24 protein-coding genes are annotated in these 22,767 nt (G+C 69.5%); 13 read left to right on the top strand and 11 right to left on the bottom strand.

Annotation, left to right across the window (positions count from 1 at the left end; translation table 11 throughout):
• The first annotated feature begins 136 nt into the window (after positions 1–136).
• Positions 137–499, top strand: a complete 363-nt coding sequence (locus AC0685_RS26455) for a DUF5313 family protein (RefSeq protein ID WP_478227972.1) — start codon at positions 137–139, stop codon at positions 497–499.
• Positions 500–504: 5 nt separating this feature from the next.
• Here the strand turns inward: AC0685_RS26455 and AC0685_RS26450 are convergent, their stop codons facing one another.
• Both AC0685_RS26450 and AC0685_RS26445 read right to left on the bottom strand, forming a co-directional pair.
• Complete coding sequence (locus tag AC0685_RS26450) at positions 505–1,176, bottom strand: response regulator (protein ID WP_478227971.1); 672 nt, start codon at positions 1,174–1,176, stop codon at positions 505–507.
• Complete coding sequence (locus AC0685_RS26445) at positions 1,173–2,279, bottom strand: sensor histidine kinase (protein ID WP_478227970.1); 1,107 nt, start codon at positions 2,277–2,279, stop codon at positions 1,173–1,175. The genes AC0685_RS26450 and AC0685_RS26445 overlap by 4 nt, the downstream gene beginning before the upstream one ends.
• Positions 2,280–2,472: 193 nt before the next feature.
• Between AC0685_RS26445 and AC0685_RS26440 the strand changes: the two genes are divergently transcribed.
• The gene (locus AC0685_RS26440) at positions 2,473–2,859 is read left to right on the top strand and encodes a DUF6223 family protein (RefSeq protein WP_478227969.1); all 387 of its coding nucleotides are present in this window, start codon (positions 2,473–2,475) and stop codon (positions 2,857–2,859) included.
• A 105-nt stretch (positions 2,860–2,964) separates the two neighbouring features.
• Here the strand turns inward: AC0685_RS26440 and AC0685_RS26435 are convergent, their stop codons facing one another.
• Complete coding sequence (locus AC0685_RS26435) at positions 2,965–3,186, bottom strand: three-helix bundle dimerization domain-containing protein (RefSeq protein ID WP_478227968.1); 222 nt, start codon at positions 3,184–3,186, stop codon at positions 2,965–2,967.
• 113 nt (positions 3,187–3,299) lie between these two features.
• Here AC0685_RS26435 and AC0685_RS26430 point away from each other — a divergent pair, with 113 nt between their 5' ends.
• From AC0685_RS26430 to chrA, 3 genes are read left to right on the top strand one after another with little or no spacing between them, the layout of a single operon-like run.
• Entirely contained in the window at positions 3,300–4,052 is a 753-nt protein-coding gene (locus tag AC0685_RS26430; RefSeq protein ID WP_478228103.1) for an arsenate reductase/protein-tyrosine-phosphatase family protein, read from the top strand.
• Complete coding sequence (locus tag AC0685_RS26425; protein ID WP_478227967.1) at positions 4,049–4,432, top strand: VOC family protein; 384 nt, start codon at positions 4,049–4,051, stop codon at positions 4,430–4,432. The genes AC0685_RS26430 and AC0685_RS26425 overlap by 4 nt, the downstream gene beginning before the upstream one ends.
• 26 nt (positions 4,433–4,458) lie before the next feature.
• Complete coding sequence (gene chrA / locus AC0685_RS26420) at positions 4,459–5,643, top strand: chromate efflux transporter (RefSeq protein ID WP_478227966.1); 1,185 nt, start codon at positions 4,459–4,461, stop codon at positions 5,641–5,643.
• Between the two features lie 158 nt (positions 5,644–5,801).
• On the opposite strand, the gene AC0685_RS26415 is transcribed toward chrA, so the two are convergent.
• Positions 5,802–6,419, bottom strand: coding sequence for a carbonic anhydrase (locus AC0685_RS26415; RefSeq protein ID WP_478227965.1), 618 nt, complete (start codon positions 6,417–6,419; stop codon positions 5,802–5,804).
• A 35-nt stretch (positions 6,420–6,454) separates the two neighbouring features.
• Positions 6,455–7,579, bottom strand: a complete 1,125-nt coding sequence (locus AC0685_RS26410) for an FAD-dependent monooxygenase (protein ID WP_478227964.1) — start codon at positions 7,577–7,579, stop codon at positions 6,455–6,457.
• A 135-nt stretch (positions 7,580–7,714) separates the two neighbouring features.
• On the opposite strand from AC0685_RS26410, the gene AC0685_RS26405 reads away from it, so the two are divergent.
• On the top strand, positions 7,715–8,680 hold the full coding sequence (locus AC0685_RS26405) for an AraC family transcriptional regulator (protein ID WP_478227963.1): 966 nt from the start codon (positions 7,715–7,717) through the stop codon (positions 8,678–8,680).
• Here AC0685_RS26405 and AC0685_RS26400 read toward each other — a convergent pair.
• On the bottom strand, positions 8,674–9,123 hold the full coding sequence (locus AC0685_RS26400; RefSeq protein WP_478227962.1) for a MarR family winged helix-turn-helix transcriptional regulator: 450 nt from the start codon (positions 9,121–9,123) through the stop codon (positions 8,674–8,676). The two genes, AC0685_RS26405 and AC0685_RS26400, sit on opposite strands and share 7 nt — an antisense overlap.
• Positions 9,124–9,202: 79 nt before the next feature.
• Between AC0685_RS26400 and AC0685_RS26395 the strand changes: the two genes are divergently transcribed.
• Complete coding sequence (locus tag AC0685_RS26395) at positions 9,203–9,667, top strand: cupin domain-containing protein (RefSeq protein WP_478227961.1); 465 nt, start codon at positions 9,203–9,205, stop codon at positions 9,665–9,667.
• Here AC0685_RS26395 and AC0685_RS26390 read toward each other — a convergent pair.
• Entirely contained in the window at positions 9,664–10,173 is a 510-nt protein-coding gene (locus AC0685_RS26390) for a hypothetical protein (RefSeq protein ID WP_478227960.1), read from the bottom strand. The two genes, AC0685_RS26395 and AC0685_RS26390, sit on opposite strands and share 4 nt — an antisense overlap.
• Positions 10,174–10,304: 131 nt before the next feature.
• Here AC0685_RS26390 and AC0685_RS26385 point away from each other — a divergent pair, with 131 nt between their 5' ends.
• On the top strand, positions 10,305–12,593 hold the full coding sequence (locus AC0685_RS26385) for an ATP-binding protein (RefSeq protein WP_478227959.1): 2,289 nt from the start codon (positions 10,305–10,307) through the stop codon (positions 12,591–12,593).
• Positions 12,594–12,627: 34 nt separating this feature from the next.
• On the opposite strand, the gene AC0685_RS26380 is transcribed toward AC0685_RS26385, so the two are convergent.
• From AC0685_RS26380 to AC0685_RS26370, 3 genes are all read right to left on the bottom strand, one after another.
• Positions 12,628–13,488 (bottom strand): dienelactone hydrolase family protein, encoded by an 861-nt coding sequence (locus AC0685_RS26380; protein WP_478227958.1) that lies wholly within the window; start codon positions 13,486–13,488, stop codon positions 12,628–12,630.
• Positions 13,489–13,676: 188 nt separating this feature from the next.
• On the bottom strand, positions 13,677–14,867 hold the full coding sequence (locus AC0685_RS26375; protein ID WP_478227957.1) for an oxygenase MpaB family protein: 1,191 nt from the start codon (positions 14,865–14,867) through the stop codon (positions 13,677–13,679).
• Between the two features lie 43 nt (positions 14,868–14,910).
• Positions 14,911–16,455: an AMP-binding protein gene (locus tag AC0685_RS26370; RefSeq protein ID WP_478227956.1), complete on the bottom strand. Its 1,545-nt coding sequence runs from the start codon at positions 16,453–16,455 to the stop codon at positions 14,911–14,913.
• A gap of 196 nt (positions 16,456–16,651) precedes the next feature.
• Here AC0685_RS26370 and AC0685_RS26365 point away from each other — a divergent pair, with 196 nt between their 5' ends.
• Positions 16,652–17,815, top strand: a complete 1,164-nt coding sequence (locus AC0685_RS26365) for a TetR/AcrR family transcriptional regulator (protein WP_478227955.1) — start codon at positions 16,652–16,654, stop codon at positions 17,813–17,815.
• A 10-nt stretch (positions 17,816–17,825) separates the two neighbouring features.
• On the opposite strand, the gene AC0685_RS26360 is transcribed toward AC0685_RS26365, so the two are convergent.
• Positions 17,826–18,587 (bottom strand): IclR family transcriptional regulator, encoded by a 762-nt coding sequence (locus tag AC0685_RS26360; RefSeq protein ID WP_478227954.1) that lies wholly within the window; start codon positions 18,585–18,587, stop codon positions 17,826–17,828.
• 55 nt (positions 18,588–18,642) lie between these two features.
• Here AC0685_RS26360 and AC0685_RS26355 point away from each other — a divergent pair, with 55 nt between their 5' ends.
• The 4 genes from AC0685_RS26355 to AC0685_RS26340 are packed head-to-tail and all read left to right on the top strand — an operon-like array spanning position 18,643 to position 22,683.
• A complete protein-coding gene (locus AC0685_RS26355) occupies positions 18,643–19,623 on the top strand; it encodes a 2-dehydro-3-deoxygalactonokinase (protein ID WP_478227953.1) in 981 nt (326 codons plus the stop codon).
• On the top strand, positions 19,620–20,216 hold the full coding sequence (locus AC0685_RS26350) for a 2-dehydro-3-deoxy-6-phosphogalactonate aldolase (RefSeq protein ID WP_478227952.1): 597 nt from the start codon (positions 19,620–19,622) through the stop codon (positions 20,214–20,216). Before AC0685_RS26355 ends, AC0685_RS26350 begins: the two co-directional genes overlap by 4 nt.
• A gap of 11 nt (positions 20,217–20,227) precedes the next feature.
• Entirely contained in the window at positions 20,228–21,376 is a 1,149-nt protein-coding gene (gene dgoD / locus AC0685_RS26345; RefSeq protein ID WP_478227951.1) for a galactonate dehydratase, read from the top strand.
• A gap of 5 nt (positions 21,377–21,381) precedes the next feature.
• A complete protein-coding gene (locus AC0685_RS26340; RefSeq protein WP_478227950.1) occupies positions 21,382–22,683 on the top strand; it encodes an MFS transporter in 1,302 nt (433 codons plus the stop codon).
• Positions 22,684–22,767: the final 84 nt, after the last annotated feature.

Raw genomic sequence — 22,767 nt, 5'->3', positions numbered from 1 at the left:
GCGTAGTCCTGGCGAACGAGCGGGCCGGAGTGCGCGCGTCAGCCATGTCGATGGGCTACCCGGCTCGGTTCTCCGGCAATCACGGCCGCGTACATGAATCGAGGCGAAAAGGGGTAATCACCAGGAGGTGATTCGTATGGAACGACCAGGTCCGATCCGCTGGATGCAGTACGTCTACGGACGGCGGCTGCCCGAGCGATACCGGGACTGGGTCCTGCACGACGCGACGGCGCGCACGTGGCTGCTGCGCTTCGCCGTCCGGATCTGTTTCGAGGCGCTGCCGTGGCTCGTGGCCGCGTTCGTGCTCCTGGTGACGCTGACGCCGTTGCCGGTGGCGCCGGTGCTGGGCGCGCTCGTGCTGAGCCTGTTCCTCGCGCTGTTCTTCACGATGACCAGCGCGGACGAACTGGCCGAGGTCCGGCTCGGCAAACACGGTTTTCCGCGCGGCACCGGCAAAGCGGTCCGGTCCGCCCGGGGAGGCTCGGGCAGCTGGCCCTGATCGGGCTAGCCCGGAGCCGGGTCGCCTGGCACTACCAGGCCGGATTCGTAGGCGAGCACGACGAGCTGCGCGCGGTCGCGGGCGTGGAGTTTGGTCATGGCGCGGTTGACGTGGGTCTTCGCGGTCAGCGGGCTGATCACCATGCGGTCGGCGATTTCGTCGTTGGACAGGCCCCGAGCGACCAGGGTGACGGCTTCGCGTTCGCGGTTGGTCAGCTCCTTCAGCCCAGTGCCCGTGCCGGCGCCCGGCGGCAGGGTGACGTACCGGTCGATCAGCTTGCGGGTGATCGATGGCGCGAGCAGCGCGTCGCCACGTGCGGCCACGCGGACGGCGTGCAGGAAGTCTTCGGGTTCGATGTCCTTGACCAGGAATCCCGCCGCGCCCGCCCGCAGCGCGTCGAAGACGTACTCGTCCAGGCCGTAGTTGGTCAGGATGACGACGTGCACGCCGGACAGGGCCGGATCGGCGGCGATGCGCCGGGTCGCCTCGATGCCGTCGACGACGGGCATCTGGATGTCGATGAGCGCGATGTCGGGCAGGTGCTCCCTGGCGAGCGCCACGCCGTCACTCCCGTCGGAGGCTTCGGCCACGACCTCGATGTCGTCCTCGACGTCGAGCAGCGCGCGGAAGCCGCTGCGGAGAAGCGGCTGATCGTCGACCAGCAGGACACGGATCATGCGGTTCGCTCAACGGGCAGTTCGGCCCGGACGGAGAAACCGCCCGAGTTTCGCGGTCCGGCGTGGAGACTGCCGCCCAGGGCGGTGACCCGTTCACGCATCCCCAGCAGTCCGACGCCGGGCACCGGTGCGGTGTCCGGAGCGGCCCGGCCGTCGTCGTCGACCCGGATGGCGAGAGCGCCGGGGCGGTGGTCGATCCGGACGGACGCGGTCGTGGCCGCGGCGTGCCGGGCGATGTTGGTCAGCGATTCCTGGACGATCCGGTACGCGGTGCGGTCCACCGCCACGGGCAGGTCGTGCCGCCGCCCTTCGACGACGAGCGTCGCGTCCAGGCCGGTCGCCTTCGCGCGTTCCACCAGGTCGGGGATCCGGTCGAGCCCGTGCGGCGGATTCGTTCCCTCGTCACGCAGGGCTTCCAGGGTCGCCCGCAGCTCCCGGGTCGCCTCACGACCGGCTTCCCGGATCGCCAGCAAGGATTCCGGCACCGGCTCACCCCGTTTGGTCGCCAGGTGGACGGCGACTTCGGCCTGCACCTTGATGACGGAGATCTGGTGGGTGAGCGAATCGTGCAGCTCCCGCGCGATGTGCAGGCGTTCCTCGTCGGCCCGGCACCGCGCAGTCTCTTCGCGGGTGCGTTCGGCCTCGTCGGCCCGCCGTTCTGCCTGGCGCATCGCCTCACCCGCCGCTCCGGCGGCGATCAGCCAGGCCAGCTGAAGCGCGTCCCGGCTCTGTGCGAGTGCCTCGCTCACGGTGACGGCGTTGGCGGAGGCCAGGAGGACGAGCGGGAGCGCGGCGACCATGAGCAGCGATCCCGCGACGGCGACGACCCGGTGACCGGCCCGGACGGCGGCGTAGACCGCGACCAGGTAAGCGACGACAGGAACCTCGAAGCCGAGGGCCTGGTATCCCAAGGCGCACACCCCGGTCACGGCCAGCACCGTGACCGGCGCCCGGCGGTGGGCGACGAGCGCCAGGCCACTGGCGACCAGCACCACGTGGCCCAGCGGGTCGAGGCTCGTCGTGGAGTCCACACCGGACAGTCCCGTGACGAGCAGGACCGCCGTCACCCCGGCGGCGATCACCCAGTCCCACACCCTGCTCACGCGTGCACCCTAGCCAGCTGCCCGCCTTGGCGACTCCTCCACGCGGACCATCCGCGGTCTACCGCGCACGCGGTAGTCCCGGCGTTCCTGCCGCATCGGCGGCAGCCCGGATTGCCTGCGTTCACCGGACGCCCTCGGCGGCCCCGGCGGACACCATCAAGGGACATCCGGCCATCGAACGAAGGAATGCCCCATGTCGGTCCATCTGCTGTCCGAGCCGCTCGCCGCCGCCTACCTGACTCCCGGGCGTCTCTGGTCCTTGGTGGCCGCGCTGGCGGGGGTGATCGGGGTGATCGCCGGAGGGTTCGCCCTCGCCCGTCTCCGCTCCGGCACCACCCGGCGCGCGGCCATCGTGGCACTGACGGCGGGGCTGTCCGGCATGGCGGGCGGTGGTTTCGTCGTGGCCGCCGCCGAGGGCGGGCCCGGCACCGGCTACGGAATCGTCGGCGGTTTCGTCGCGCTGGTGATCGGGTCGCTCGCCGCGATCCTCGGCTGGCTTGCCCTGTCACGTGCCCGTCGCGCCGTCTCGACTGTCCACAAGGGACACTCTTCGGGGAGGGAGCGGTCTCGTGAGTGGTAAGGACGGTTAGAACCGTCCTTACCACTCACGAGACCCAGCGCACGCGAAACGGCCACCCGCGTACCGGCAGCACCTTCAGCCGAGTACCCATCGTGATGCGGAAGCTCAATGCGCCGGGTAGCGGGTGCGAAGTTCGTCCGCGGTCTTGCCTTCGGTCAGCTGGAGGAGATAGGCGTCCACCGGGGCGTGGGAGCTGAGTTCGGTGAAGTGCCGGTGGACGATCGCTTCGACCTCCTCGCGTCGGGCGGGAAAGCGTTCGGTCAGCGCGTCGATCAGTTTCTCGAGGTTTTCGTCGCTGGGTGGGAGGTGTGGCGGGTCTGCGGTCATGACAACTCCACGATCTCGGGAGACGGCACCACGCGACGATAACGTTCCCTGGCGCCGAGGTCTAGATATATCAACCTGTATTGATGTAACTTGGGCACGTGGCGACCGTTGAGATGTCCGAGCCGCCGCCGTTCGTGCGGCTGGCGAGTGATCCGCTGCGCTGGCGGCTGCTGCGCGAGCTGTCCCACGGCGACCGCCGGGTGCGCGAACTGGTGGAACTGGTCGGGCAGCCGCAGAACCTGGTGTCCTATCACCTGCGCAAGCTGCGAGCGGCGGAGCTGGTCAGGGGGCGGAGAAGCAGTTTCGACGGTCGTGACACCTACTACCACCTGGACCTCGGGCGGTGCGCGGACGCGCTTGCTGAGGCGGGGAGTTCGCTGCATCCCGCGCTCGTGCCGAACCCGGCGGACGTGAACAGCGCCGGTTCCCGGCTCAAGGTGCTCTTCGTGTGCACCGGCAACAGCGGACGGTCCCCGATGGCCGAGGCGCTGCTGCGGCACCGGGCCGGTTCGACGGTCGAGGTGGCCAGTGCGGGCAGCCATCCGAAACCGCTGCATCCGGACGCCGTGCGCGCCATGGCCGAGCGCGGCATCGCCCTCGACCACGAGCCGTCCCATGTGGATGGTCTACGGAACAGACGATTCCATTGGGTGATCAGCCTTTGCGACCGGGTCCGCGAGGTCTGCCCGGAGTTCCCCGGGCATCCGCGCGTCGTCCATTGGAGCCTGCCGGACCCGGCACGGGAAATCGACGACGCGGGCGAGACCTATCCGGCGTTCCGTCGCCTCGCCGCCGAACTGGACCGGCGGATCGGGTTCCTGACCGCCCAGCTGAAGAACCTGAACGATGAGGTGAAGTGGACATGACTTCGGATCTGGTGAGTGTGCGTTACCTGGTCGACGACGTCGCGGCGGCCGTCGAGTTCTACACCGGGCACCTGGAATTCACCGTGCGCTCGAGTGTGCTGCCCGCGTTCGCGGACGTGGTGCGCGGAAATCTCCGGCTGCTGCTCAGCGGTCCGGAGAGTTCGGCGGGCCGTCCGATGCCGGACGGGACCAAACCGGCGCCGGGCGGCTGGAACCGCATCCATCTCGTCGTCGGCGACATCGACGCCGAAGTCGCCAGGCTGCGTGCGGCGGGCGTCCGGTTCCGCAGTGACGTCGTGACCGGTCCGGGCGGCCGCCAGATCGTGTTCGACGACCCGGCGGGCAATCCGGTCGAACTGTTCCAGCCCACGGCCCGTTGACCCCGCACGGCGAGCAGGAGCCCGCGATGCCGGACGAGTCCACTCAGGACGCCGTCGCCACACCTGGCCTGGGAACCGTCCTGCGGGAATGGGGCCGGATCGGCTGCATCGGTTTCGGCGGTCCGCCCACCCATATCGCCCTGCTCCGCAAGCTGTGCGTGCAGCGCCGGGGCTGGCTCTCGGATCAGGAGTTCGAGGACGCGATCGCCGCCTGCAACCTGTTGCCCGGCCCGGCTTCGACCCAGCTGGCGATCTTCACGGCGTGGCGGGTGCGCGGCCGCGCGGGGGCGCTCATCGGCGGCGCGGCGTTCATCGTGCCCGGTCTCATCGTGATCTTGGCGCTGGCCGCGCTGTTCCTCACCGGATCGCCGCCGGCGTGGGTCCGTGGCGCCGGTGCGGGAGCGGGTGCGGCGGTCGCCGCCGTCGCGGTGCACGCGGGTGTCGGCCTGATCCCGGCGGGATGGCGGCGTGCGGCCACGACGGGGCGCGTGCGCTGGGCTCTGTACGTCGTCGCGGGTGTCGCGTCGGCCGCCTTGCTCGGTCCGTGGCTGGTGCTCGTCCTGCTGGGCTGCGGCCTGATCGAGCTGACCGTGAACCGCTCACGCCGCGGCGAGTCCACGGCCGCCCTGTTCGCCGTCCCCGTCCAATCCTTGGCCGCCGCGGCAGCGGGCGTCGGCGTCTTCGCGTCGGTGGCGTGGGTGGCGCTCAAGGTCGGGATGCTGTCCTACGGCGGCGGTTTCGTGATCATCCCGCTCATGCAGGACGACGCGGTGAACACCTACCACTGGATGACCGCGGGGGAGTTCCTCAACGCGGTCGCGCTCGGCCAGGTCACCCCGGGCCCTGTGGTGCAGACGGTCGCCGTCGTCGGCTACGCCGCGGCGGGGCTCGCCGGCGGCATCCTCGCCTCGCTGGTCGCCTTCACCCCGTCGTTCCTCTTCATTCTCTTCGGTGCCAAGCATTTCGACCGGCTGCGCGGCAACCCGAACGTGCGGGCGTTCCTCGACGGCGCCGGACCGGCCGCCGTCGGCGCCATCCTCGGCTCGGCGATCCCGCTCGCGCTCAGCCTGACCCAGGCATGGCAGTACGCCGTACTCGCCGGCGCCGGGGTCCTGCTGTTCGTGTTACGGCGCGGAGTGGTGACCACGATCCTGATCGCGGCCGGTGCCGGAACCGTCCTCGCGCTGGCCGGAGCGCTCCTGCCGAGTTAGGCACTGTCCTGCAAGTCATGTCCGCGGTCTTCGCGCCCAAGCGGCCCCTGACGGCACGGGGGCTCAGCCGAGTACAACCCGGTACGAGGCCGAACCGCCCGCATCGCCAGGAACCGCCTGGATCACGAAGCCCATCGAACAGACTTACAGGACAGCGCCTACTCCAACCCCCGGGTGGTGACGACCCGCGCGTTGCCGTCGGCCAGGTGGTACGACAGCCCGGCGATGGCGGTCTCGCCGGCCTCGATCTTGTCGGCGAGCAGCCTGGAGCGGTCGACGAGGAGGTCGACGGTGTGGCGGATGTGCTCGTCGATGATGTCGTCGTTCTCGGTGAGCCCGGCGGCCTGGGCGGCGAGGACACTCGGGGTGACCCGCTCGATGACGTCGCGGACGAAGCTGTTCGTGCCGAGTCCGTCGGTCAGCGCCGCGCGGGTCGCGGCGACGGCGCCGCAGGAGTCGTGGCCGAGGACGACGACCAGGGGAGCCTTGAGGATGCTGACGGCGTACTCGATGCTGCCCAGCACCTCCGAACCGGCGACGTGGCCCGCGGTGCGGACGACGAACAGGTCGCCCAGCCCGCGGTCGAAGATGATCTCGGCGGCCAGTCGCGAGTCGGAACAGCCGAAGAGGACGGCGAAGGGGCTCTGTTCAGGAGCGGTTTCGGCGCGGCGTACCGCGTCCTGGTTCGGGTGTTCCGGGGTGCCGGCGACGAAGCGTCGGTTACCGGAGAGCAGAAGGTCGAAGGCCTCGGAAGGGGTCGGCGGCGCGTCGCTCATGATCCGGACATTACCGGTTGCCGCCAAGACGGGCATCACGCCGGTCGCGCCATCCGCCGGTGACATGCCTCGATGAGCGGATACGCGTCACGATGCCGCTGCTCCTGCTCGAGGGCGGCGATCGTGACCGAGGTCTCGACCAGGAGCGCGCAGCGTTCCCGGCGGCGGTCCACAAAGGCCTTCAGCGCCTTCCGGATGTCCTGGCGGCGATCCAGCTCCTCGGCCAGGACCACGCCGTCCTCGATGGCGAGCGCGGCCCCGCCGGCCATCTGCGGTGAGGGAGCGTGCGCGGCGTCGCCGATGAGGACGCTGGGCCCGTCGGACCACGGCGCGTCGACGAAGGCGGTCCGCACGGGACGGCGAACGAGCGAATCGGACCGTGCCACGTGAGGCCGGATCTCGGCGACCCGGCCGGTGAACGGTGCCAGCAGTTCCCCCATCCGCGAGGCGAGGACGGCGTCCGGGAGCACGCCCGGCCGCACCCCGTTCTCGGTGAGGAAGACGTAGGCGCGGCTCGCCGAGATCGGCACGACGCCGGTCTGATGGCGGCCACCGGCGAAGGTGTGGATGCCGGTGGCCCAGCCCGGGCGGGGCACGAGCGCCCGCCACACCATCTGGCCGTGGTACCGGATCGGGGCGGAGCGGCCGAGGAGATCGCGGACGACGGACCGGATGCCATCGGCGCCGACGAGCAGGTCGACGGTTCGCGTCGTCGAGTCGGTCAGTTCGGCTCGCGCCCCTCCGTTTCCCGGGAGCAGGCGGGAAACACCGAGTCCATAGTGGATTCGCGCGCCGAGTCGCAGTGCCTCCGCGCGCAGGATCCGATGCAGTTCCGGGCGCGCGATCCCCGCCATGGCCGGACGATCGCGGCCGATCAGGCGCGGGAGATCGATCGTGGTCTCCGCTCCGTCCAGGTCCACGTTGGTGATCACGCTCATGCCGTACCCGCGGGCGAGGCACCGCTCGGCCAGCCCCAGCGCGTCGAGTGCCCGAAGCGACGGGCCGGTCAGGCTCAGCCCCCAGCCGGCGGTGGCGGCCTCGTCGCCCGCCTCGATGACCTCGACACGCCAGCCTCGCCGAGCCAGCGCGCTCGCCGCCGTCAAGCCCGCGATCCCCGCGCCGGTGATCAGTGCCGAACGGGTGCCGTCCTTGTCGTCCATGGACCCTCCAAGCCGTTGTATGCGGCCAAGTTAGGCCGGTTGTCCAGGCCGTCCTGTCCGCTTCCGGCGGCTGTTGTCCGGATCCGGCGGGCGATCGGTGACATGATCGACTCGTCGACAAGGAGGTGATCGGCGTTGTCGAGCCCGCTCCGCGACTTCGTCCTCACGAAGTCCGGAAATCCGGTGAACCTGCTCCATTTTGCGGCTCGGCTCTTCGGCGGGGCGGTCGCCACCAGCCCACTTGGTCCCTTCGACGGCAGCGAGCACGAGGTACGGGGAGTCGTCGCGGAGGATTTCGCGGTCGGGTACTTCGCCTCCTCGCTCGCGGTGCGGGTCGGCCCGCTGCCCGGCGGGGACTCGTACTTCGTCAATCTGGGGCTGGCGGGGGAGATCTCCGCGAGCCGCGGCGGCCGTCAAGCCGTCCTCGGCCAGACGAAGGCCGGGGTGGTCAACCCGGGCGACGTCCAGGAACTACGCCCGAACGGGACGGGGACGAAATTCCTGGCCCTGCGCATCGACGCCGGGCTGGTCCAGCGGGAACTCGCGGCGCTCGCCGGGCGCCCGACCGGTCCCGCCGTGCGGTTCGACCTTCCCCTGGACCTGTCCGGGCCGCGGGGGAGGACGGTGAGACTGCTGATCGGCTCCTTGATCGGACAACTCGACTCGGCCGATCCGCTCTTCCAGCGGGAGGAATTGCGGCGGAGTCAGATGCGGTGCGTCGTGACCGCGCTTCTGCTGGCCCAGCCGCATAACCACACCGCCGTGCTGCGAGGCGCTTCCCGGACGCCGCCGCCCAGGGCGCTGCGCGCCGCCGTGGCGTACATCGAAGCGAACCTGCCGGAGCCGATGTCCCTCGGCCGGATCGCGCAGGCGGCCGGGTGCGGCGCGCGGACGATCGGCGACGCGTTCCGGGAGAAACTCGGGACGACACCGATGGGCTACGTCCGCGACCTGAGGCTGGACCGGATCCGCCACGACATCCTGTCGACCGGCGACCTGATCGGCGACATAGCCCATCGCTGGGGCATGACCCATCTCGGCCGGTTCGCGGGGGAGTACCGCGCGCGGTTCGGTGAGCTTCCTTCGGCGACGCGTCACTGATCGAGTCGCGCGGTGACGGCGCGCATGGCGCGGCCGACGGCCTGGAGGTCTTCCGGCGCGATCACGTCCACGAAGTGTTCGCGGACAGTGCGGAGATTGTCCGGCGCCGCGCGCAGCAGGGTCTCGTGTCCCTTGTCGGTGAGCCGCGCCCGCACACCACGGCCGTCGTCGGCGGCCGATTCCCGCCGGACCAGCCCGCGGGTTTCCAGCCCGCTGACGCGGTGCGACAGCCGGCTGCGCGAGTAGTACGCCGATTTCGCGAGGTCCGCCATGCGCATCGACCGGCCGGTGGCTTCGGACAGCCGCACCAGGAGTTCGTACTCGGCCAGGGAAAGGCCGTGCTCCTCGCGCAGCCGCCGGTCGAGCAGGTCGATGAAGCGCACGGAGCCTTCGATGAACGCCCGCCAGTCGCGCTGCTGTTCCGTGTCGAGCCAGTCGGTCACGGCACACACGGTAACAGTTGACGGCTTCAACCACTTCGGTCTAGCTTTGGTTGAAGACTTCAACTAGATGGGGAACGCGATGGCGAACGAAGCCTGGGTGATGCAGGAGAAGGACGCGGAGGTCATCGAGAAGCCCGCGTTGTGGTTGCTGGCCGACGGCGAGCACACGGGCGGTTTTCTCGGCGCGAACCGGTTGTCCCTCCAAGCCGGTGAACCCGGCACGAGACCGCATTATCACAAGAAATCCGCGGAAGCCTTCTACGTGCTGGAAGGAGCACTGCGCATGTTGGTCGGCGCGGAAACGGTCACAATCGAGCGCGGTGGATACGTGGTGATCCCGCCGGGGGTGCGGCACGCGTTCGCCGCGCCGCCGGAGCGGGCCGCGGATGTCCTCATCACGCTGGCGCCGGGGGTCGACCGGTTCGGCTACTTCCGCGTCCTGCCCGAGATCCTGCGCGGGAACGTCGCGCCGGAGGAGGTCGAGCGCCTGCACGAGCGGTACGACGTCCACTTCGTCGACGCGCCGGAGTGGGACATCGCCTAGCCGCTACGGAGCCGCCGGGTGGCCTCCTCGTCGATGCTGACCCTCCTGACCGAACCGACACCGCCCGATCCGGCCAGCACCATCGCGACGAGCAGGAGGGGGAACAGCAGGGTGCGCACGAGCATGGCCCAGCAGGCCGCCGCGCCGATCCGCCCGCCGTCCTTGACCCGGACGAGCCGGGTCCCGGTGAGCGCGGCGCCGACAACGCGGCCGTTACCGAAGAACAGGCCGTAAAGCACCGGGACACCGATCAGCAGGCCGAGCAGGGTCAGCAGGGCCGCGCTGTCGGGGATCGCACTGTTCCGGGTGGCGACCGCGAAAACCACGAAACCGGCTCCCGCGCCCAGCAGGTAGACGGCGAAGTCCACGAGCCAGGCCAGCAACTCGGCCCACCCGCCCGCCGAGACGTAGAGGGTCCCGTTGTCGAACGCGTCGAGTCGTTTTGCGACCCTCGGGCCGAGCGTGCGTTCGGCCTGCTCCCTGGAGATGGCCAGCCGGTCGTTCATGGACTGCCCCCAAGTGTCAGGTCGTCACCGCGGCATTATGCGGCAGGGTCCGGGCTGTGGTGTGAACAGCCCACGCCTCCCCGGCAGGCATGCTTCGATAGGGGATCAACGGTTCGGCGGGTGATGACGACATGACGAGCGACAGTGAGGTCCGGCGGCGGCCCCTGACGAGTTACGTCAGCCGTGCGGTCGACGAGAACGAGGTCCGGCGGCTGCTCGGCGCGGGACGTCTGGTGACCTTGACCGGCGCCGGCGGGGTGGGCAAGACCCGGCTGGCCGCACAGGTGGCCAGTTCGCTCACCCGGGACTTCCCCGGCGGCGTCGCCGTCGCCGGGCTGGGGGAGTTGCGAGACGAACGGCTCGTCCCGCGCGCGGTCGCCGACAGCCTCGGCCTGCACGACACGGCGGGCCACACCGACCTGGACGCCGTCGTCGCGTATCTGCGTCCCCGGCGGTCGTTGCTGTTGCTGGACAACTGCGAGCATCTCCGCGACGGCAGCGTGGACCTGGTGACGGCGTTGCTGCGCGACTGCCGGGACCTCGTGGTCCTGGCCACCAGCCGCTGCTCCCTGGGGCTCGCCGGTGAGCAGGTTCTGACGCTCCCGCCCTTGGCCGTGCCCCCCGACGACGAGATCACCACAGCTGAAGCGGCGCTCACGTTCGGCGCGGTACGGCTGTTCGCGGAGCGTGCCGCCAATGTCCTGCCCGCGTTCGAGGTCACCGAAGGCAATGTCGCGGATGTCGTGCGCCTCTGCCGTGGCCTCGACGGATTGCCGCTGGCGATCGAATTGGCGGCGGCCCGGATCCGTGCCTTGTCGCCGTCGCAGATCGCCGATCGGGTCGAGAAGAACTCGGGGGTGCTGGCCAGCGGCCTCCGGATGCCCGTCGAGCGGCATCGGACGCTTCGCGCCACGATCGAGTGGAGTCACTCCCTCTGCACCGAGACCGAGCGGCTCGTCTGGGCACGCTGTTCGGTGTTCGCGGGGCAGTTCGACCTGTCCGCGGTCGAGGCCGTCTGTGCCGAGGACGGCGGTCTGGGCTCCCTGGCCGTACTGGACGCGGTGGACGGTTTGGTCGACAAATCGGTGCTGGGCCGGATCGACGGCACGGACAAGGTCCACTACCGGATGCTCCGGCTCCTCCGTGAATACGGCGGACGACAGCTCGCCGATTCCGGAGACGAGCTCGCCGTGGCGAGGAAGCACCGTGACCACTATGCCCGGCTTATCGCCCAGGCCGCCGACACCTGGTTCGGGCCGGGGCAGGACGAGACGTACGACCGCCTGACAGCCGCCCACGCCGACATCCGCGAAGCGTTGTCGTGGTCGCTTCGCGCTCCCGGTGAAAGCCCGGTGGCGCTGGAGATGGCCACCGGCACGATCGAGTACTGGGTGGCCCGCGGTGCGGCTTGGGAACTGCGGGACTGGATCGATCGCGCGCTCGACGTGGCGCCGCCGGAGACCCCCGGCCGGGCCAGGGGGCTGGCGATCGCGGCCCTGTGCGCCGCGCTGCACGCGGACCTGCCGCGTGCCCGGCGGCGGCTGGCCGCCGCCGAGGCGATCGAGGACGAAGACGCGGCTCCCTACATCGCACACGCGAGTGCCTTCGTGAGAATGCTGTCGACCGAACCGAACAGCATGTTCCGTGCGGCTGAGGCCGTGCGGCTGTTCGGTGAGCGAGGCGACGTACGACGTCAGATGCACCCGATGTTCATCCAGGGGGTCGCTCTGGCCTACCGAGGGGATCTTCCGGGAGCGCGGGCGCTGCTGGGCTCGATGCGCCGTCTGTGCGAGGAAGCGGGGGAGTACCGGTATCGCTCCATGGCCTTGTTCGGGCTGGGGGTCGCCGAGGTCTGTTTCGGCGGAGACCTCGACGAAGGGGACCGCTGCATCCGCGCCGCGCTGGAGATCGACCTCCGCGCCTCCGACGTGCTGTCCGCGGCATACCGGGTGGACGGCCTGGCCTGGGTGGCCGCACGGCGCGAGGATTGGGTGCGTGCGGCGGAACTGTTCGGGACGGCCGCCACGCTTTGGGGCCGCTGCGGTGCCGAGCCCGACGTAGCCGTCACCATGAGCCACCGGATGTTCCACCAGGCCACCCGGGATGCCTTGGGGGAGGGGCGGTTCGACGCCGCGTTCGCCGAGGGGCGGCGGCGGAACCCACATGACGCCTTGAGCGGTCCGCCGTCCGTGCCCGTAGGCGAACCGGCCGTGCTCGCGCCGCTGACGCCCCGCGAATCGGAGATCGCGCGGCTCGTGGCGGCCGGGCTGAGCAACCGGGAGATCGCGGCGAGGCTGGTCATCGCCCGGCGCACGGTGGAGACGCATCTGCAGCACATCTCGCACAAGCTCGACTTCGTCAACCGGACCCAGCTGGCCGTCTGGGTCGAGCAGCGTGACGCCGCCCGCGGGCCGCTGTGACCTCGGGGGAGCACAGCGGCCGCGGGACGGAGTGTCAGCCGATCGGGCAGGTTCCCTGGTATACGGCGATCTTCGGGTCGTTCGCCGGAAGCGGGCACAGGAACTGGTCGTACCTGGTGTCCTGGTCCACGAAGCGTTTCAGCCACGAAAGGCTGTACTTCGCGATGGTCACGTTCGGGTTCGTGGGCGCCATGTGGCCTGCCCCGGCCAGCAGCATGTACGCCTTGTCCAGCGACGCGGGAAGGCTTTGGTAGAACGGCCGGGAGTGGGAGCCGTCCGGGGCGATGAAGTCGTTCTGGGCACTGACGACGAAGGTGGGGACCTTCAGGTCGGAGAACGTCGTGTTCGGATTCCAGCCCGTCAGCGGGATGGCCGCTTTCAACGTGGGCGCCTTCTGCGACGCGATCAACGCTCCGCCGCCGCCCATCGAATGCCCCATGACGGCCAGCCTGTCGCGGTCCACGCGGCTCTTGGCCTGGCTCGAGTCGGTGACGTAACGCAGCGCCGCGAGCAGCTGGTCGGATCGCTTGTCCGGGGTGTCCCAGGTGCTCTTGGTCGAGAACGTGATGACGACGAAACCCTGGGAAGCCAGCCGCGGGCCGTACCAGGCGATCGCCGCCTCCGACTCCAGGAAGCCGGGCGCGATCGCGATCGCGCCGAACGTGCCCTGGCCGGTGTCGGTCGGGTAGTGGATCGTCCCGCCCCCGAAACCCTGCCCGGCGGGGACTTTCTCGGTGGCGGTCTGGAACGAGCCACGATCCGCTTCGATACTGGCTTTCGTCGGTGCCGGGCCGCGGGCATAGGGACTCTCTTCGGCGGCGGCCGGTACCGCCGCCACGACAAGTGCGGTCACCGCACTGAGAACCGCGGCGCCCCACTGTGATCCACGCTTCATCGCGCATGTCCTCTCGGGAGAACCGTTCCGAGGCCGGAACGGATTCCCAGATATAGCGGGACCCCGTCGGGGCGCGCGTCGTGGAAACTACTGAGACGCGGAAAATTGTCACGCCAAGGTGGATTTCGGGCTCGTGAGTGGTAAGGACGGTTAGAACCGTCCTTACCACTCACGAGGCGGCGGTGCGGTCAGGCGCCCGGCCGGTTCCCGGTGGGGATCGTGATGGGGGTGGTCGTCGGCGAGGTGCCCTTGTTGAGGAACAACATCGCCAGCGCGCGCACCAGCTGGTCGAACATGTAAAACCCTGCGGGCATGACGGGGATCAGCCCCTCGCGGAAGGCGATGTAGGCGGGCCACGCGGTGCGGATGAGGGCGGCGGACGCGTAGTCGCGGCGCAGTCCGAGCCAGTCGCCGATCGCGTCGCTCAGCACGTAGCGCACGAATTCGTTGAGGAATCCGCGAGTGACGCCCAGATCGATCTGCGCGGTCAGCCCGAGCAGGTCTTCGGCGAGCTCTTTTCCTTCGTGCGACGGGGAAAGGATCGGGGTGAGCACCTGCGCCGACTGCGCGTGCGCGGCGGCCCACGTCTTCGGGATGAACTCCTCCCGTACGCCGAGCAGGTGGATGGCGACCTGCCACATGTGGAGGAAGACGTCCTCGTCGGCGGCCGACATCGGGACCTTCCACTCGCGCAGCTTCCGGTGCACGTAGGTGCCGAGGCTGTGGAAGGTGACCAGGATGTCGCCGTTGCTGATCGGGATCCGCTCGTCCGCGACGGCCTTCCAGCGCGCCGACTGCGGCAGCAGATGCCGCACCGCGGCGTGCACGAGCCGGGTCTTGTTGGCGGTGACCACGAACTGGCCGTCGGGCTCGAAAGCGTTCAGATCGCTCAGGTCGTAGCCGAAGGTGAACGTCTTGGCCGCGCGGTCCTGCATGTCTGCCCCACCGGCGGACCAGTAGACCGATTTGGCCTCACGTGGGATGACGGTGCTCATGATGCCGCTGCCGAGCCCGTACAGCATGAACAGGTAGGTGTCCTTGCGCCGGTTGAAATCGGCCGCGCGGCGCAACTTCGCGGGATCGGCCCAGGACGGCAGCTTGTGGACGCCCTGGAGGAAGCCCGCCAGATCGGCGGGCAGGCCGCCGGGCAGCGGATCGTTGTTGTCCACCCAGGATTTCATCGCGGTGTTGACCGCCGGAACCTGGCCCGCTTCGAGCGTCCTCGCCATGATGCGGTCGATTTCGTCGTCCCAGACCCACCACGGGTCGGCCGCCGGACCGGTCTGTGTCGCGCCCCAAGCCGGCGCCACACTCGCGGCGCCGACCAGCCCCAAGGCGACGCCGAGGGACAGAACATTCCTCCTGCTGAGATCGCTCATTTACTGACCTAACTTCCTTGGTAGGCATCCGATGAGTGATTCGCTAGTGATGTGCGCGTTTCCTGTCCAGGTCGCGAAGCGAACCCTTGACCACTTTCCCGCCCGCGTTGCGCGGGAGTTCGGGGAGCACCACGAGGTCCTTGGGCATTTTGAAGGACGCGAGCCTGCCGTCGAGGAATTCGTTCAGTTCCGCCAAGGACGGTGCGGCGTCCGGCGGGGTGGTGACGAACACGACCGGCACCTGGCCCCAGCGCTCGTCGGCCCGGCCGATCACGGCGACCTCCCGTACCGATGGATGCGCGGAGATCGCGTTCTCCAGTTCGGCGCAATAGATGTTCTCGCCGCCGCTGATGATCATGTCCTTTTTGCGGTCGACCACCCAGATGAAGCCGTCTTCGTCCTGGGAAACCAAATCGCCGGAGTGGAACCAGCCACCGGAAAAGGCTTCCGCGGTCTCCCGCGGTTTCCTCCAGTACCCCTTGGTCACCGTCGGACCGCGATAGACGATCTCTCCCACCTCGCCCGGTGCGACGTCGTTCATGTCGTCGTCCACGACGCGGTACTGGAGGGTCGGGATCGGTTTGCCGACGGAACCGAGTTTGCGGATCGAGTCCTCGCCGCTGAGGACGCACGTGATCGGGGATGTCTCGGTCTGGCCGAACACGGCCACGTTGAGGGCGCCGGGGAACCTTTCGGCCATGGCGAGGAGTGTCGCCCTGGTCGCGGGAGCCGCACCCCAGCTGATGATTCGTAGTTTCAGGTCACGCTCGGCGATATCCGGCTGGGCGCAGATCAGATCCCATTGCTGGGGAACGTTGAACACCACGGTTGCGCCTTCGCGCTCGTAGGCGTCGAGCACCGCGCGCGGATCGAAGGCGCCCAGCGGGTGGATCACGACCACGCCGCCGACCAGGAAGTTCGCCACGATCGACCCCAGGCCCGCGATGTGGAAGAAGGGCGCGGTCAGGAAGGCGACGTCGGTGTCGTCGAAGATCTTCATCGCCCGGATGCAGGTGATCGCCTGCATCTGCAGATTGCGATGGGAGAGCATCACCCCTTTCGGCCTGCCGGTGGTGCCCGAGGTGTACATGATCAGTGCCGTCGACTCCTCGCTGGCGTCCGGCGGTTCCAGCGGTTCGTGCGCGGTCAGGAATTCCTCGTACGACTCGCCGAGGACGAGCACCGTCCCGATCGACGCCGCGTTCGGCGCGGCGTCGAGCAGGGGCAGAAGCCGCTCGTCGACGACGATGGCGGAGGGTGCGCAGTCGGCCAGGATGTAGTCGAGTTCCGCCGGTGCGAGCCGGAAGCTGAGCGGGACGGCCATGGCGCCCAGGCTGTTCGCCGCGAATACGGTTTCCACGAACCACGGGTGATTCAGGGTCAGCGTGGCCACCCGATGGCCTTCGGCGACACCTCGTGCGGCGAGACCGGCGGCCAACTGCAACGACCGCCGGGAGAGCCCCGCCCAGGTGGTCGTCTCCCCGAGGTACCGCAGGGCGGGCTTGTCCGGTCGCATCATCGCGTGCGTCGCCGCGTGCGCCATCCAGTGATGCCGGAAGGACGAGGCGGGAGCCGAAGCGGTCGACATGGCCATCCTCAGGTGTCGGAGCGGGACTGGTCGCGAAGCCAGTATGCATGCCAAGCCGCCGGTTGAGAACCCATAAGTTAATCGGGAATCACATCGGGACGCCGTTGTCGCCGGACAGATCCCGTGGCGGTGATCCGGTTCGTGGTTGACTTCCCCGCATGGCCCCGTTCCCGTCCGCAGCCGCTCGGAACCCGCGATGAGCGCCGACTCGACCGCGGCCGTCCGGCCCCGCAACCGCAAGCAGACGATCGTCGACGCGGCCGGGCGGATCTTCAGCGAACACGGCTACCACGCGGCGTCGATGGAGGAGATCGCCGCCGACGTGGGCATCACCGCAGCGGCCCTGTACCGGCACTTCCCGAACAAGTACGCGTTGTTCGCCGCGTGCGCGAACGTCATGGCCGACCGGCTCGCCGCCACCCTCGACGAGGTCGCGCCCGGCGCGCCGCTGGCGGACGTGCTCGCCGCCGTCACGCGGGGCACGGTCACCCATCGCGCGTCGAGCGGCCTGTACCGCTGGGAATCCCGATATCTCGACCGCGAAGACCGGCACTCACTTGCGGTGAAGTTCGGGCAGATCGTGGACCGGGTGACCGAAGCGGTGCGGCGGGAGTACCCGCTCCCCGACGCGGGCCTGCGGGCCGTGGCCGCGCTCGGCGTGATCGGGTCCATCACGATGCACCGCACGTCGATCGCCCAACGCCGGGTCGAAGAGGTGCTGGTGGAGTCGGCGCTGCGGGTGGCCGCGACCGACCCGGCGACAGGCGGCGCGGGCACGCACGCCGTCGAGCTGCCGTCCAGCCCGGCGTCGCGCACCAGGCGTTCGGAGATCATCGCGGCCGCCATCCCGTTGTTCGAACAGGACGGGTTCGCCAACGTCACGAACGGCCGGATCGCCGAAGCCGTGGGGCTGGTGCCGTCCGCGCTCTACCGGTATTTCCCCGGCAAGGCCGACATTCTCGCCGCCGCGTGCCTGCGGGCCGCGGGGATTCTGGCCCAGGCCGTGGAACAGAACCTGCGCGGCGTCGACGACCCGGGCCACACCCTGCTCGCACTGGCGCGGACGTATGTGGCGTACAGCTTCGAGCACACCGCGCTCACGAGCGTCGCCAACGCCGAACTGGCAGGCCTTCCCGCGGCTCTGCGGCGGCCTTTGGTCAGCGCGCAGCGCGAGCACATCGCCGTCTGGGAACGGGAATTGCGGTCGGCGCGGCCGGAACTCGACCAGCGTCAGGCGAGGGTTCTCGTGCACGCGGGTTTCGGGGTGGTGGTCGAAGCGGGCCGGAGGCTGCGCTGGGAGGACGTCCCCGCCAACCGTGACGCGGTGAGCGCGTTGCTCGTGGGCGCGCTGGGAGTCTGACGAACCGTCCCTACGGTTCGCGGTGGCCCAGCCCGGCGGAGACCTGGCGTGCCGCACGGCCGACGACGCGGTTCAGACCGCGCATCCGGGCGGCGGGCATGTACGGCCGGGTCGCCGAAACGCTGATGGCGCCGGCGATCGCGCCGGTGGCGTCCCGGATCGGCGCCGCGACACAGCGGATACCCGGTTCGTTGTCCTCCAGGTCCATCGCCACCCCGGACTCCGCGTACTCGCGCATTCGCGCCAGGAACGCGTCGACGTCCTCCGGGTGCACCCGGCCTGGTTCCGCCGGGGACTCGGCCAGGTACAGCTCCCGCCACTCGGGGGCGGAGTCCAGCAGCAGTGCCATGCCGACACCGGTGCGGGTCAACGGCATCCGGTGACCGATGCGGGAGCGCATCTCCGCGCCTCGCGAACCCGGCAGCTTGTCCAGATACAGCACGGAATCCCCGTCGCGGACGGCCAGGTGAACCGTGTCCCGCAACTGCTCGGCCAGCTCCTCCAGCACCGGCCGGGCGACCACCGGCAGCGGACTCCCGTGCAGGGCCTGGAAACCCAGTTCGATCAGGGTGGGCCCGAGCGTGTAGCCGTCCCGTCCGCTGCGCAGGTAACCCTCGCTGACCAGCAGCTGGACCAGCCGGTGCGCGGTGCTGCGGCCCAGGCCGGTGTGGTCGACCAGCGTGCGGAGGTCGGTCGCGCCGTTCGCGACCGCGCGGATCACCGCGAGGCCGCGGGCGAGGGTCTGGGTGCCGGGCGGTGCCGTCTCGGACATCCCCGGATCCTACATATAGGGACGGTGATCGCATTATCGGGAACACGACCGCACGATGTCGCTCGTGACGGACACTGAACCCGCCTTGATCGCGCTCGACTGGGGGACCTCCGGTCAGCGCGCCTGGCTGCTCGGCAGGGACGGCGAGATCCTGGCCGCCCGCGACGCCGGGCGCGGACTGTTCACCACCACCGAGGCCGTGGACCTCCGGGACCCGCGAGCCAGGGCGGCCGCCTACGAGTCGGCCTTCCGGCAGGCCTGCGGCGACTGGCTGACCGCGTATCCCGGGCTTCCCGCGCTCGCGTCCGGGATGGTGGGCAGCGCGCAGGGCTGGACCGACTCCGGCTATCGCACCGTCCCAGCGGCGCTCGACTTCCCTTCGCTCGTCCCGGTTTCCCACCGCGACGGCGTGCTCCACCTCGTGCCGGGACTGCGGATCCCATCCGGCGACGATCCGGGTGACGTGATCCGCGGCGAGGAAACGCAACTCGTCGGCGCGCTCGAGACGCTCGGGCACCCTGACGGACCGCTCACCGTGGTGCTCCCCGGGACGCACAGCAAATGGGTCCGCGTCGAGAACGGGATCGTCACCGGCTTCACCACCGCGATGACCGGCGAACTGTACGGATTGCTGATCGCACACGGCATCCTCGCCCGCACGGCCGCCGATCCGGTCGCCGACGACGCGGCCTTCTCGCGGGGCCTGGCCGCGGGACGGCGATCGCGAGGGCTCGCCACCGAGGCGTTCGGCGCCCGCCCGCTCGTGCTCGACGGCGTACTGGGACCGGAGTCGCTGCCCGACTACCTCTCCGGCGTCCTGATCGCCGACGAGGTCTCGCATCTGCTGCGGGACTCGGACGACCCCGTCGTGCTCTGCGGAGCCGTCGAACTCTGCCGTCGTTATGCCGCCGCCCTCGCCGAAAGGGGGGTGGAGGCCACCGTGCTTTCCGAGGAGATCACCGCGCGGGGGCTGTGGCGTATCGCGACGGCCGCCGGGCTGCTCGAAGACCGTCTCGAAAGGACACTGAAGCCGTGACCGGTTTGATCGCGATCCTGCGCGGAGTGACCCCGGCCGAGGTCGTCGGCATCGGCCGGGCGCTCGTCGACGCGGGATTCCCCGCCATCGAGGTACCGCTGAACTCGCCGGAGCCGTTCGAGAGCGTCCGCCTGCTCGCGGACGCGTTCGGCGAATGGTGCGAGATCGGCGCGGGCACCGTGCTCACCATCGAAGACGTCGGCCGGGCGCGGGCGGCCGGGGCGCGGATGATCGTGGCGCCCAACACCGACCCCGCGGTGATCTCCGCCGCCGTGGCCGAGGGGATGACGCCGTATCCCGGTGTGGCCACGCCCACCGAGGCCTTCGCCGCGGTGGCGGCGGGAGCGCGGAATCTCAAGTTGTTCCCCGCCGACGCGGTCGGGATCGGGGGCATGAAGGCGTGGCGCGCCGTGCTGCCGCGCGAGGTCGGGCTGCTGCCTGTCGGCGGCGTCGACGAAACGAACCTGGCGGCCTGGGCCGCCGCCGGGGCGGCCGGGGCGGGGCTGGGTTCCTGCCTCTACCGGCCGGGCGACGGCGCGGACGCGGTCGGCGTCCGTGCCCGCGAATTCTCTGAGATCTGGCACCAGGACTAAGGAAGAAACCCATGAAGATCGTGTCAATGACGACATACCAGGTGCCGCCGCGCTGGTCGTTCCTGAAGATCGAGACCGACGAGGGCGTCACCGGCTGGGGTGAACCGGTCCTGGAGGGCCGGGCCGCTTCGGTGGCCGCCACCGTGGAAGAGCTTTCCGATTACCTGATCGGCAAGGATCCCTCGCGGATCGAGGATCTGTGGACGGTCCTCTACCGCGGCGGGTTCTATCGCGGCGGTGGCATCCACATGAGCGCGCTGGCCGGGATCGACCAGGCCCTGTGGGACATCAAGGGCAAAGCACTCGGCGTCCCGGTCCACGAACTGCTCGGCGGCCCGGTGCGCGAGAAGATCAAGGTGTACTCGTGGATCGGCGGCGACCGGCCCGCCGAGACCGCCCGCGCCGCGCGTGAGGTGGTGGATCGCGGATTCAGCGCGGTGAAGATGAACGGCACCGAGGAACTGTCCTATCTGGACACCTGGGGCAAGGTCGACCGCTGTGTGGCCAACGTGGACGCGGTGCGCCAGGCGGTGGGCCCGGACATCGGCATCGGGGTGGACTTCCACGGCCGCGTGCACAAACCTATGGCCAAGGTCCTGCTCCGTGAACTGGAGCCGTACCGGCTGATGTTCGTCGAGGAACCGGTGCTGTCCGAGCATGTCGACGGCTTCGCCGACGTCCTCCGCACCTCGCCGATCCCCATCGCGCTCGGCGAACGGCTGTATTCGAGGTGGGACTTCAAGGCGGTCCTGGCCTCGGGCGCCGTCGACATCATCCAGCCGGATCCGTCCCATTGCGGCGGCATCACCGAAGCGCGCAAGATCGCGCACATGGCCGAGGCTTACGACGTCGGACTGGCCCTGCACTGCCCGCTCGGCCCGATCGCGCTGGCGGCCTGCCTGCAGATCGACGCGGGCTGCTACAACGCCACGATCCAGGAACAGAGCCTCGGCATCCACTACAACACGAGCAACGATCTCCTCGACTACCTGGCCGATCCGTCGGTGTTCGCCTACGACGACGGACAGGTCGCCATCCCCCGCGGGCCGGGGCTGGGCATCGAGATCGACGAGGAGTACGTCGCCGAACGCGCGGCCGAGGGACATCGCTGGCGGAATCCGGTGTGGCGGCACGCCGACGGCTCGTTCGCGGAATGGTGAGCGCGATGACGACTTCCGTCCAAGCCACCGTGCGCCCGACCCGGTTCCGGGTGCTCATCGCGGTGATGTTGTTCATCACCGTCGTCATCAACTACCTGGACCGCTCGAACCTGTCGATCGCGATGCCCGCGATCGCCGGCGAACTCGAGCTGTCCAAAGCGGAACAAGGCCTGCTCCTGTCGGCCTTCGGCTGGACCTACGCCGCGTTGCAGCTGCCCGGCGGCTGGCTGGTCGACAAGATCCCGCCGCGGCTGCTCTATCCGGCCTGTCTGATCCTGTGGTCGCTCGCGACGTTCTTCATGGGGGTGATCGGCGGATTCGTTGCGCTGATCGCGTTGCGGCTGATGGTCGGGGTCTTCGAGGCGCCCGCCTATCCGATCAACAGCAAGATCGCGACCGTCTGGTTCCCGGAACGCGAACGCGCCACGGCCATCGGTTTCTACACCTCGGGCCAGTTCATCGGCCTCGCGCTGCTGACGCCCGTGCTGTCCTGGCTGCAGACCGTGCTTTCGTGGCACTGGGTGTTCATCGCCACGGGTCTGGTCGGCATCCTCTGGGCGGTGCTCTGGTACGCGAAGTACCGGGAGCCGCGCGACTCGCGGGCCAATGAGGCCGAGGTCGAGCACATCCGCTCCGGCGGCGGCCTGGTGGACCTGCCGCGTGAGCGCCCCGAGCGGACACGCGTCACGCGAGCGGATCTGGCGACCGTGCTCGGCAGCCGGAAGCTGTGGGGAATCTACTTCGGACAGTTCTGCCTGACCTCGACGCTCTGGTTCTTCCTCACCTGGTTCCCCACGTATCTGGTCGAATACCGGGAAATGGACTACATCAAGTCCGGCTTCCTGGCGTCGCTGCCGTTCATCGCGGCGCTGGTCGGTGTGCTGGCTTCCGGTGTCCTGTCGGACTTCCTGGTGCGCCGTGGTGCTTCGCTCGGGGTGGCGAGGAAAGGCCCGATCATCGCCGGTCTGCTGCTGAGCACCGTGATGGTCACGGCGGGCTTCACCGACTCGACCACGCTGGTCATCGTCATCCTGTCGATCGCCTTCTTCGGCAACGGGCTCGCGTCGATCACCTGGTCACTGGTCTCCGCGCTGGCCCCGCGACGGCTGCTCGGGCTGACCGGCGGGATGTTCAACTTCATCGGGAACCTGTCGTCGATCGCCACCCCGATCGTCATCGGCCTGATCGTCACCGACGACAGCTTCGCCCCCGGTTTCGCTTACATGACCGTCATAACGATCGCGGGGATCCTGTCCTATGTCTTCCTGGTCGGCAAGGTCGAGCGCGTCGCCGAGCGGGTCACGTAACGGCGGTCGTCGTTCGGGCGACTCCGATACCGGCCGGGTGTACCGTACAGCCATCTTTTCGGGCTGCGACGAGGGAGTGTGCCG

This window comes from Amycolatopsis sp. NPDC043889 (genome assembly GCF_056435645.1).
Note: the sequence above shows the minus strand (reverse complement) of the source record. Positions and strands in the feature narration are given on the sequence as shown.